Source organism: Natronomonas sp. CBA1123 (genome assembly GCF_009741925.1).
Taxonomy (GTDB): Archaea; Halobacteriota; Halobacteria; order Halobacteriales; family Haloarculaceae; genus Natronomonas.
On the sequence record NZ_WPCC01000040.1, the window covers coordinates 22,615 to 31,639 of the forward strand.

The window sequence follows — 9,025 nt, forward strand, 5'->3', positions numbered from 1 at the left end:
CGACTCGCCCATTATCGGCCCTCTCTGTGGCTCTCGTATGGGTCAGGACGAACCCAGGGCGGACGACCAAGTACAGACCAGCAACGAAGGGGGCGACCACCCCCCTGCCGACTGGCTGCTCGAAGGGGTCGAGACCCCCCGACCAGCAGCAATCGAGCAACATCCCGACATCGAGGCCGACCCAATCGAGGTGTACCAGTACCGACGAGCAACAGCTGCCGAGCGACAAGCAGCAGCCGCAGAGCGCGATGCACACGCCAACGAAATCATCCTCTACGGCCTGCTCGCCGTCGGTGTCGGTGCCGTTGGCTGGTCGCTCTTCGAGTCGGCGGTAGAGGCCGCCGCGGGGTACTGATGGACCAACTCCGACCCGGCCATCCCTGCCGCCGCTTCGACGTGTTCAACGACGAATGGGAGCGGGTCGCTGTTGGTACCAAACTCCCAAGCGGCCTGTTCGTCGTCGAGTGGCTCCGCGAGTCCTTCCCCGAAGGGGAACAGACCGACGACCCCGTGGTATCTCAATACCAGAGTAAAGCAGACGCTCATCAGGCTACAGGCGGGGAAATCATCTTCGAGGACCCCCGATGAGTCCGGAAATCGAGTTCCCGACGAAAGCAGCCGCCGACCGGGTGCGAGACCAGCACGCCGACCAACTCTGTAGCGACGACGACCGCCGCCTGAAGACAGTCACCTTCACCAGTGAGACCCCCGAGTCGGTCATCGACCAGGCAGAAGCCGTCGCTACCAGCGAGCAAGCAACAGCAGACCGCCCCGCTATCGAAGCGGTCGAACTCACCGAAGCCGAGAAGCGAAATCTCGACTTCTCTCGTGATGGGGTGAACGTCCCGAAAGCACGCTATCTGAAGGGCTTGGGTGCCGAGTACGGCGTCGATGCCTTCCAGCACGTTGACCCCGGCGAGGTGGACAACGTCACCGACGCCCGACCCATCCTCGAACGAGCAGCAAAATCGGGTGGCATCGACCGGGGCGGCGGGGCGAACTACGACGACGAGGCCACCGAGCGCCAGCAACGACAGCGACGAGAGCAGGCAGAAAAACACGCCAAAGAGGGGTGCGACCACGCCCGCGACAGTTGCGAACACGGCGAACCAGAGGCCTGTGAGTTCCTGAGCGAAGCCTGCGGGTACGACGACCAGCAAGTCGAGCAGTTGCTTTCCGGTGATCTCCCGACCGACGAGACCAGCACCGAGCAAGGGCCTTCGGGGCCACAGAAGGGGGCGCTTCAGCGGTCGTGGGGTGGGTACAAGGCAGCGATTAGTGAGATTGACCGACTGCTTACCAACCTCGAAGAGCGAAAAGCCGCCGCTCAACAGGCGTTTGCAGCAATTAATCAGATTCGAGAGCAAGCCGGCCAGGATCCACTCGAACCCGAACGACTCCACGAACTGCTTGAGACCACGCAGGACCTCGCGGTCCAAAACCACGCAGAACACCGATGACAGACTACACTTGCCCCGCTGAGGGGTGCGACTACGGCGAAAAGGGCGGTAAATCGCTGGCGGCGGTCCGGTCCCACATCAACGCCTCAAGCGACGGCGCCCACGACTGGGAGCAACTGAAACCAACCGTCGAGCAGCAAGGAGACCAGCAACCCGAGGCGACCGAGGAGACTGTCGACCAGGAGACCAGCAGCGACGACCAGACCGAGACCCCCGACGGGCCGGATACTGACGACGAGTACCAGCAGCAGGTTGAAGCAAACACGGCGCCGGCTGACGACGATGAAGACGACGACAAGTCCGTGTCCGTCGACCCCGTCGATGACACGGCCGACGACACCGGTGGAAGTGCAACGGTGACGTTGGTGACGGCGTCGGTCGCGCTGGCGCTGGTCGTGCTGCTGGTTCGAGGGAACGACAAAAGTAACGAGACGACTGCACAGGACCCCGACGACGGCGACGACACCGCTGATGCCTTCGAGGGGTGGGACGATGAGTGATGACGACACCACTGGTGACGACGAAGTACTCGAGGAAGCCGAGGAGCAAACAGAGTCAAAAACCACCGAGAACCAACCCGACAACGACGATGATGCGCGGCCGGAGATGGAAGAAGACGAGAAAGCGATCTTAGACCTCTCCGATGCCGACCTTGACGCCGTCGACGACGCAGGGAAAGAAGCAGCCGACGACGAAGCCACAACCAACGACGACGCCGACGAGGAGACCGGTCAGAAGCCCGACGACAGCGGCGACGTGAGCGGCCCCAACTGGGGTGATATGTACGTCGACGTGCTGGCGACGTTGTTGGTAGCTGTCGTCGACGAGTACGGCGACGGCGAGGCCGACGCCGAGGAGATCGAGGCGCTGGCAAACCAGCCGCCCGTCGCCCTCAACGAGCAAGCCGACCGCGTTTTCGCGGAGATGACCGGCGCCGAGGACCTGCCGCCGGGGCAGGCGCTCGTCATCGGCACGGCGACCGTCGCCGGGACGGTCATCATCAAAGAGACCGAGGTGGCACAGGACGCCCTCAGTGAAGTGGCCCAGAAAACGCGAGGTGGTGCAGCGTGATGGACCAAATTCAGCAGAAGATGGCCGGCGCCGCGAACATCGAAGACCGCGAAGAAATCCGGGCGTTGGCGACTGCCGTGGCTGGCGTCGAGCGTGACCTGCACGAAGCCGTACAGGACCATTACGAGGCCATCGGCATCGACCGGCCCGACGACCTCCCGCCAGCTGAGGAGCGCGTCGACCAGTTCGTGCGCCTCGTCGGGGCGCAGGTGAGCGGCGACCTGTGGGAGTTCTTTATCGAGGAACAAGCACCAGACGGCCTCCAGAACGTCGAGGCTGCCAAGGAACACGCCGGTAAGGACGCCGAGGCGTGGGAGCAGACTGTCGCCGGGTGGGCGGCAGCCCTTCGTGACGATCTCGACGCCGGCCCGGAGACCGACGACAAGGAACTGGCCGACCAGTTCGTTCGACAGCGGTTCGGTGTCCCGCTCGACGTCTTCGAAAAGACTGTAGTGAACTACTCTGACCGCCGAACGCTCCGGTGGGCGTCTCGTGGTCCTATCGATGCCAACATCCGGCGTATTGAGGCAGCTACCGGGGCAATCACGGCACCCGAATCAGAAAGCGAGACCGGAGACTCTGAGGAGGGCGGGGGTGAAGCGTGAACCTCTCGCTGCTGGCGGCTTCGGGGTGGGGAAAATCGTGGCTAACTCAGACCATCACGGAGCGGAACTTCGACCGCTACGACTACGTGGTTGTTCTCGACTACAAGGACGAGTACCGAGGGCTGTGCTCGAAGAAACACGGCCCGGCGCCGGCAAAGCATCACCTCGCCGGCAACGTCGAACTGTCGGTGACTCCCGAGCAGTGGGGCAACGCCATCGAGGAAAACGGGCACCTCGTCGTGGCACGCCACTCCAAACATCTCGGAAACACGGAGTGGCGAGAGGTGTGCGCCGACATCATCACCGGCGGTCGGCACCACGTTGAGGGGACCACCCTCATTGTCGTCGACGAGGGCCATTTCGTGGCGCCGCAATCCGGTGGCTACCCCGAACCAATTGAGGGACTGGCGACGACCGGGCGCGGCGAGGGCAACAGCGCGATGTGGGTCACTCAGCGGCCGGCCTCAATCGACAAACAGGTACTTGGAAACGCAACGGCCCGATTCATTGGTGGCTTTGAGGACCACAACGACCTATCCTCAGCCGAGGAGACGCTGAACTACCCAGCGAAGGCGCACAGTAGCGGCGGTCAGGACGTACCTGGACTCCCAGAGGCGTTGCATGCGCCGGACGCTGGGGCCGTTTCGGTGCGGAAATGGGCCGAGGAACTGGACGACGGGACGGAACTCGTCACGGACTCCGAGTGGATTTACAGCGACGACTCGGGGGCGATGAAGCGTATTCGGTCGGCAGAGAACTACGACCCGGAGTGTGACCACGTCGGTGCCTCTGGGATGCGTATCGACGTGGGTGTGTGAAATGCCGGTTCGAATCACTCTCTACGGTGACGATGCCGACCGATTTGAGGAACTTCAGGAACGGGTCGGAGAGGAGCGGCCGGGAAGTAAACCGGGCAATGCCGAAATGGTCCGCGTTCTGATGGACGAGCGGCAGCAGTAACAGAGATTCTTTACTCAGAACTGCTTGTGAAAATCCCGCTCAGTACAGATTGAATGGGTATCAGTTGATCACTTCTTGAGAGGGCGTTCCCTGTCGAAGTTGGGGCCTTTCTTAATAACATGATTCTCCCCATCCCATTCGACTAAACCCAGCCTCACCAACTCCTTCAAGGACTTTTCATCAAGTTGCAAGCGGAGTCTCGCTACTTCCTCATCGGCAGAGGGTGGTGGGTCGTCATTGTGTTGAATAGATTGATTTTCGGTCATCAATCTCTGTTCATCCCGCAAAGGTATGATATCCGCTGGTTTTCACGCCAAACCTTCGATTGAGTAACTGAGTGACATCCTAACCCCCTGCTCAATATGCACTTACACGTACCGAACCGGAGTTAATTTTCACGTCTCAGCCTGTCAGGCTATCATTAGCAACTTGTAGCCCCGTCTGAGGGCGTCTCGGACGCCCTTCGTTACACCCGAATGCGTCGGTTCTTGATGGATAGCGAGTGTCTACGGGGGATTGCAGATGATGGACGCGTTTGGTAAACTGGCGGACCCCGGTTTTGCACGAGACACGGCGCTTCTCGTTTCGGGGTACAGTATCGCGGCGGCCCTCGGTGTGGCTGCCGAGTCGATGACCGACTACGACGCCCCGACCGAGGTTTACGGCCTCGTTACGGTCGTCGGTGCGGAGTACGCCCCCGGCGTCTCCGGTCGGCAGAAGCGGCACGTCCAACTCGGCGCCGGTGCCCATACGGCGCTCGCACTCGGTGAACGATTCGGTGTCCGGGACGCGGTCGAGGGGGCGATGTAAATGAGTGAGATTACCCACCTCTCGCAGTACGCCACCCAGCAACAGAACACCACCGGGGAACTGACACCTATCCTCACGTTCTCGCCGGAGGACGGGACGGCCGAGCAGATTCGGCACGCCGTCAACAAGGGCGACGAGTCGGGCGTTCCCATCTACTTCGACCTTCGAGACGGTTCCGGGAACCCGCTTCCGAACGACACCGAAGTTCTGCTTCGCGTCGACGTGCCGAGCAAGGAGCAGCCGGTCGTCGTCTCCGAGCGGCTGAAGAACATCGCGGCGTGGAACGCCCTCGATATGCGCGAGCAGCGCAACGAGGAGAACATCGACGCCGTCAAAGTCGACCTGAAGGGGAAGGTCATCAACGTGCGGTACTTCGACTCTCTCCGGGTCGACGTGGTTTCCTCCGAGCAGGTCGACTGGTCGAACTCGGAGCTGTACGTCGACGGCAAAGCCACCCGAACGGTCTCCTACGAGGGGGAGTAACCGATGCCGAACCCGCTCACCGCCCTCAAGCAGAAGGGCGGACAGACCAAGACCCTCGGCAAGTCCGCGTTCGACCTCTCGGACGGGACGGCCGGGGAGCGGTCGCTAGTGGCGTCTCGGGAGGCCGAGGTGCCGCTTCGGGTCCGTGAGGGGCCGGCCGCCCGACTGGCGTTCGTCGCCGGCGAGGAGAAAACCACCAACGGGACGGCCGATGACACGGAGACGTTCGACCTGTCGCACAACCTCGTCGACTCGAAGAACACCGAGAACCTGCTGGTGTACGCCGGCGGCAGTCGGGTCCAACCGGACAGTATCGACTACGCCGGCGACTCGTTCGACTACACCGACGGCGGGACGAACACGACGCTTCACGTGTTCTACGTGGCCCGTGACCCTGGTGTTGTCACCGTCGAGAAGGTGGCGCCGAAAACGAGTTCGCAGGTGTCGGAGACGCTGACCGAGGACACGACTTCGGGTATCGCTGACCGGAACCAGAACAAGAACCCGGTTCAGTTCGAGTTTACCGACCCCTACGAGGGTGTTGTGCCGGCGAACTGGTCGCTTAACATCTACGTGGATTCCCCCTTCGCGGTTCGGTGGGACGACGCGAACCTGTCGACCTCGAACGGCGACGAGGCGACGAACGCGCTCATCGACCTTCCCATCAAGCAGTACGAGGGGACGGTCTCGGGCCTCGGCCGGGCCGTGAAACGCGCCGCGCTCGACTTGGAGTAAACAGATGCTTCCGACCATTCAGGGGTCGGGAGCCACTTCTTCGCCTTCTGCCGCGCCGGTAGCGGCAGCCGGGTCCGACGAGTGGCTTCCGACCGAGACGACGACAGAGGGGCCGACCGTCGAGCAGTCGACGGCTTCGGCCGGCGGGAACGGCCCGCGTATCGTGCTGGAAACGTCCGAAGGGCACAGTTTCGCCCTCGATGGCGACGACCTGATGCTGGCGGTGATGTTCGTGTTGCTCGCTATAGAGGTACGGAGGGCCGCCTAATGGGCGGGCTGACGGTGAACGAGACGGTCGAGGACCTCATCAGGGAGTACCACGCCGTCCTACCGCCGGGGCTGACGATGAACGAGACCGATATGCTGCTCGGTGCGCTGCTGATGGAGATGCAGGCGCAGCGAGTCGCCAACGGTCACGGGGAGGCCGTCGAGGTCGTCTTGAACCAGCGGAACGAGGACGGAGGCGACCCCGACGAGACCGGCACCTACGAGGCGGAGGAGGTGACGGCCGTTACCGGCGAGTGGACCGAGATAGACCTGAGTTTCATCACGTCTGAGGTGGACCTTCGGAACATCTCTGCTGACGTGCTGATTGCTTTCTCGGAGCCGACCGACGAGAGCGCCGTTATCCCCTACGGCAAGTCCGATTCGCCGGTTGCTGGTATCCAAGTAGCGACCTCGAAGGTGTGGGTCCGGGCGGTCTCGACTGAAACGACCTTCAACGTGGAGGCGTGGCAATGACGCGGTCTATCGGGGGCGGTGCGGCGCCGTCGACCGGCGGCGGTGGTGTGACCACCGAGACGGCTATCGACGGGCAGGTGTCGCCCTACGCCCTCAACACCGTGACAGCGACGACGCCAGAGACCAAGAACGCGCTCATCAATGAGGCGATAGCCGAAGCGGACGGCTACGTGTATCTGGTTGGTGGGTTCGACCCGACGGGCGCCGGTGTGATGACCGAGGCCCACCGGTGGGACATTCAAAACGGCGGCTGGGAGCAGATTGCCGGGATTCCGGCGCCTCGACAGGGCGGCCGGTTGTTCGTAGACGACGGCAGCACGGTCTACTATGCCGGCGGGAGTTCGGCCACGGGAGGTGGTACGGACGCCTCGACGGTCCACGCTGACGTGTGGCAGTACGACCCGGCAGCGGATTCGTGGGTCGCTGTGGCCTCGTTGCCGTCGGCGCTGTACCAGTTCGGTACAGGGTCGCCGTCAAACAGCGTTTCGGACGGTCTCGCGCTGTGGGGTCAGACGCCGGACGGGAGCGGCAACCTCGTGAGCAACACCGAGGTGTATTCCTACGATGCCGGCGGCGACTCGTGGGCGACCGGTAGCGCGACGTGGAGCGGTTCCAAGACGACCGCCACCGACGACTACGCCGGGAGCGTCTACACAGACAGCGTCTACAAGTTAGCGGACGGCGAGAGCGTCGAGGTGTACGACGCGGCGACCGACTCGTTCACGACTCAGTCGGCAGTTACGGGCAGTTACACGCCGGTAACGATGTTCTTCCGAACGACCGGGGGCGAGAACAAACTGGTCACGGTGCCGAAGGACGGCAGCAAGGACGCGGAGATGTACGATATAGCGTCTGATACGTGGGAAAGCGTCGACCCGATACTGCCCGACCGTCCGAACAGTCAGCAATCGGCACCAAACAAGCCGTGGACTGCTGGCGGGTACATCAACGAGGGCGGTGGCGACTACACGCCGAAGGCGAACCTGTACCGTTTCGGCCAAAGCGAACTGTATACGGCCGATTCCGAGGGGACGGTTCACGTCTACGACCGGGGTGATGAGTCGGTCGACTTGCTGAATCTGTCGACCGGCGAGACCGGGGAGAGTGTGTACGTCCGAAGCGGTGACAGCGTTTCGGTGACGGGGAGCGCGTTCACGTACTCGGCGTATTTCGTCGGGAAGTGAGGGCGCTACTCGGCGGCTGGGGCATCGAGCGATTGACCGATTGCGGACAACCAACACGATGAACGCAAAACAGAAGAAGATGGCAGCGGCCGGCGGCGTGGGCGTGATTGCCCTCGGCGGTGGCTACCTGCTGTTGACGGGTGATAGTGCGGAGCAAGCAGCCGAGCAGGCGCCGACACCGGTGCCGGAGCAGGCGACCGAGGCAGCCGGGTCTCTCCGGGAGGCGTTGGAGGGCACGGAGTTGACGGTTCGAGACGGCGTGCTGTACGACGACGCCGAGACTGGCGAGGGCAACGACGAGCCGGGCGACGACGCGAACGTGTCGTTTGTGTCGGTTGGCGAGGCGTTGAACGTCGACGCCGAGGAACTGGCCGAGACCTACGCCCCGGACACCCAAGACGGCAGCACGGCGCCGAGCGGGGGGGTGCTGGCGGACCCCGGCGACTCGCAAGAGTGGGGTGACGCACCGGAGCAGGAGAACGACGACCTCACCGAGCGGTCGGCCGAGTCGGAGATGTCCGACGATATGAAAAGCACGTTTGATCGGCTGGCGAACTTCGACGACGCTTCGAGGTTGTGATGATGGAGGGAGCCACTTCGGGCGACGGGACGGTCTCGATTACGTCGACGGACGACAACCTGCTCGACGGCGACCCGTGGGCCGAGGGCGACGAGATGCAGCCGCAGGACTCGACTGACTCGGAGGGCGACGGCTACGAGTTCGTTGGGCCGGAGGCTGATGAGAACTGGCCGGATACGGGTCTCGACGGCGGCGACCTCGACTTAGGCGAGGTAGTCGTTTCGGGCGCCGAGAGTGCGCTTCTGGCGAACCCGGCGACGATGCCGGCGGCGTTGGCGTGGGACGCGGCGACGGCGGCGACGGTAGACGACTCGCCGGTGAACGTGGTAGACGACGCGGTCGGGACAGGCGCGGATGCCGGTTCGGAGGCGTTTCTCGAATGGCAGTTCGGGGACC

16 protein-coding genes and 1 pseudogene are annotated in these 9,025 nt (G+C 63.2%); 16 read left to right on the forward strand and 1 reads right to left on the reverse strand.

What is annotated here, in order from left to right:
* Positions 1 to 37: 37 nt before the first annotated feature.
* The 8 genes from GJ631_RS14805 to GJ631_RS18720 are packed head-to-tail and all read left to right on the forward strand — an operon-like array spanning position 38 to position 4,096.
* A complete protein-coding gene (locus GJ631_RS14805; RefSeq protein WP_156709895.1) occupies positions 38 to 355 on the forward strand; it encodes a hypothetical protein in 318 nt (105 codons plus the stop codon).
* Positions 355 to 588, forward strand: coding sequence for a hypothetical protein (locus tag GJ631_RS14810; RefSeq protein WP_156709896.1), 234 nt, complete (start codon positions 355 to 357; stop codon positions 586 to 588). The genes GJ631_RS14805 and GJ631_RS14810 overlap by 1 nt, the downstream gene beginning before the upstream one ends.
* The gene (locus GJ631_RS14815) at positions 585 to 1,460 is read left to right on the forward strand and encodes a hypothetical protein (protein WP_156709897.1); all 876 of its coding nucleotides are present in this window, start codon (positions 585 to 587) and stop codon (positions 1,458 to 1,460) included. Before GJ631_RS14810 ends, GJ631_RS14815 begins: the two co-directional genes overlap by 4 nt.
* Complete coding sequence (locus GJ631_RS14820) at positions 1,457 to 1,960, forward strand: hypothetical protein (protein WP_156709898.1); 504 nt, start codon at positions 1,457 to 1,459, stop codon at positions 1,958 to 1,960. The genes GJ631_RS14815 and GJ631_RS14820 overlap by 4 nt, the downstream gene beginning before the upstream one ends.
* Positions 1,953 to 2,531 carry a hypothetical protein gene (locus tag GJ631_RS14825; protein WP_156709899.1) on the forward strand — a complete coding sequence of 193 codons (579 nt, stop codon included), beginning with the start codon at positions 1,953 to 1,955 and terminating at the stop codon, positions 2,529 to 2,531. The genes GJ631_RS14820 and GJ631_RS14825 overlap by 8 nt, the downstream gene beginning before the upstream one ends.
* Positions 2,531 to 3,136, forward strand: coding sequence for a hypothetical protein (locus GJ631_RS14830; RefSeq protein ID WP_156709900.1), 606 nt, complete (start codon positions 2,531 to 2,533; stop codon positions 3,134 to 3,136). The genes GJ631_RS14825 and GJ631_RS14830 overlap by 1 nt, the downstream gene beginning before the upstream one ends.
* On the forward strand, positions 3,133 to 3,954 hold the full coding sequence (locus GJ631_RS14835; protein ID WP_156709901.1) for an ATP-binding protein: 822 nt from the start codon (positions 3,133 to 3,135) through the stop codon (positions 3,952 to 3,954). Before GJ631_RS14830 ends, GJ631_RS14835 begins: the two co-directional genes overlap by 4 nt.
* Before the next feature lies 1 nt (position 3,955).
* Entirely contained in the window at positions 3,956 to 4,096 is a 141-nt protein-coding gene (locus GJ631_RS18720; RefSeq protein WP_197425098.1) for a hypothetical protein, read from the forward strand.
* Positions 4,097 to 4,164: 68 nt separating this feature from the next.
* On the opposite strand, the gene GJ631_RS14840 is transcribed toward GJ631_RS18720, so the two are convergent.
* Positions 4,165 to 4,362: a hypothetical protein gene (locus GJ631_RS14840; RefSeq protein WP_156709902.1), complete on the reverse strand. Its 198-nt coding sequence runs from the start codon at positions 4,360 to 4,362 to the stop codon at positions 4,165 to 4,167.
* A gap of 259 nt (positions 4,363 to 4,621) precedes the next feature.
* Here GJ631_RS14840 and GJ631_RS14845 point away from each other — a divergent pair, with 259 nt between their 5' ends.
* From GJ631_RS14845 to GJ631_RS14880, 8 genes and pseudogenes are all read left to right on the forward strand, one after another.
* A complete protein-coding gene (locus tag GJ631_RS14845; protein ID WP_156709903.1) occupies positions 4,622 to 4,906 on the forward strand; it encodes a hypothetical protein in 285 nt (94 codons plus the stop codon).
* A complete protein-coding gene (locus GJ631_RS14850) occupies positions 4,907 to 5,389 on the forward strand; it encodes a hypothetical protein (RefSeq protein WP_156709904.1) in 483 nt (160 codons plus the stop codon).
* Positions 5,390 to 5,392: 3 nt separating this feature from the next.
* Complete coding sequence (locus tag GJ631_RS14855; RefSeq protein WP_156709905.1) at positions 5,393 to 6,124, forward strand: hypothetical protein; 732 nt, start codon at positions 5,393 to 5,395, stop codon at positions 6,122 to 6,124.
* A gap of 4 nt (positions 6,125 to 6,128) precedes the next feature.
* The gene (locus GJ631_RS14860; protein WP_156709906.1) at positions 6,129 to 6,392 is read left to right on the forward strand and encodes a hypothetical protein; all 264 of its coding nucleotides are present in this window, start codon (positions 6,129 to 6,131) and stop codon (positions 6,390 to 6,392) included.
* On the forward strand, positions 6,392 to 6,865 hold the full coding sequence (locus GJ631_RS14865) for a hypothetical protein (RefSeq protein WP_156709907.1): 474 nt from the start codon (positions 6,392 to 6,394) through the stop codon (positions 6,863 to 6,865). Before GJ631_RS14860 ends, GJ631_RS14865 begins: the two co-directional genes overlap by 1 nt.
* Positions 6,862 to 8,049 carry a kelch repeat-containing protein gene (locus GJ631_RS14870; protein WP_156709908.1) on the forward strand — a complete coding sequence of 396 codons (1,188 nt, stop codon included), beginning with the start codon at positions 6,862 to 6,864 and terminating at the stop codon, positions 8,047 to 8,049. Before GJ631_RS14865 ends, GJ631_RS14870 begins: the two co-directional genes overlap by 4 nt.
* A gap of 58 nt (positions 8,050 to 8,107) precedes the next feature.
* On the forward strand, positions 8,108 to 8,629 hold the full coding sequence (locus GJ631_RS14875; RefSeq protein WP_156709909.1) for a hypothetical protein: 522 nt from the start codon (positions 8,108 to 8,110) through the stop codon (positions 8,627 to 8,629).
* A gap of 2 nt (positions 8,630 to 8,631) precedes the next feature.
* Positions 8,632 to 9,025, forward strand: a pseudogene (locus GJ631_RS14880) (hypothetical protein); the annotation flags it as partial.

What these genes read in the sequence shown, in the direction of transcription:
- GJ631_RS14805 (WP_156709895.1), top strand. Translation starts at nt 38, where the DNA reads ATGGGTCAGGACGAACCCAGGGCGGACGACCAAGTACAGACCAGCAAC.
- GJ631_RS14810 (WP_156709896.1), top strand. Translation starts at nt 355, where the DNA reads ATGGACCAACTCCGACCCGGCCATCCCTGCCGCCGCTTCGACGTGTTC.
- GJ631_RS14815 (WP_156709897.1), top strand. Translation starts at nt 585, where the DNA reads ATGAGTCCGGAAATCGAGTTCCCGACGAAAGCAGCCGCCGACCGGGTG.
- GJ631_RS14820 (WP_156709898.1), top strand. Translation starts at nt 1,457, where the DNA reads ATGACAGACTACACTTGCCCCGCTGAGGGGTGCGACTACGGCGAAAAG.
- GJ631_RS14825 (WP_156709899.1), top strand. Translation starts at nt 1,953, where the DNA reads ATGAGTGATGACGACACCACTGGTGACGACGAAGTACTCGAGGAAGCC.
- GJ631_RS14830 (WP_156709900.1), top strand. Translation starts at nt 2,531, where the DNA reads ATGGACCAAATTCAGCAGAAGATGGCCGGCGCCGCGAACATCGAAGAC.
- GJ631_RS18720 (WP_197425098.1), top strand. Translation starts at nt 3,956, where the DNA reads ATGCCGGTTCGAATCACTCTCTACGGTGACGATGCCGACCGATTTGAG.
- GJ631_RS14840 (WP_156709902.1), bottom strand. Translation starts at nt 4,362, where the DNA reads ATGACCGAAAATCAATCTATTCAACACAATGACGACCCACCACCCTCT.
- GJ631_RS14845 (WP_156709903.1), top strand. Translation starts at nt 4,622, where the DNA reads ATGGACGCGTTTGGTAAACTGGCGGACCCCGGTTTTGCACGAGACACG.
- GJ631_RS14850 (WP_156709904.1), top strand. Translation starts at nt 4,907, where the DNA reads ATGAGTGAGATTACCCACCTCTCGCAGTACGCCACCCAGCAACAGAAC.
- GJ631_RS14855 (WP_156709905.1), top strand. Translation starts at nt 5,393, where the DNA reads ATGCCGAACCCGCTCACCGCCCTCAAGCAGAAGGGCGGACAGACCAAG.
- GJ631_RS14860 (WP_156709906.1), top strand. Translation starts at nt 6,129, where the DNA reads ATGCTTCCGACCATTCAGGGGTCGGGAGCCACTTCTTCGCCTTCTGCC.
- GJ631_RS14865 (WP_156709907.1), top strand. Translation starts at nt 6,392, where the DNA reads ATGGGCGGGCTGACGGTGAACGAGACGGTCGAGGACCTCATCAGGGAG.
- GJ631_RS14870 (WP_156709908.1), top strand. Translation starts at nt 6,862, where the DNA reads ATGACGCGGTCTATCGGGGGCGGTGCGGCGCCGTCGACCGGCGGCGGT.
- GJ631_RS14875 (WP_156709909.1), top strand. Translation starts at nt 8,108, where the DNA reads ATGAACGCAAAACAGAAGAAGATGGCAGCGGCCGGCGGCGTGGGCGTG.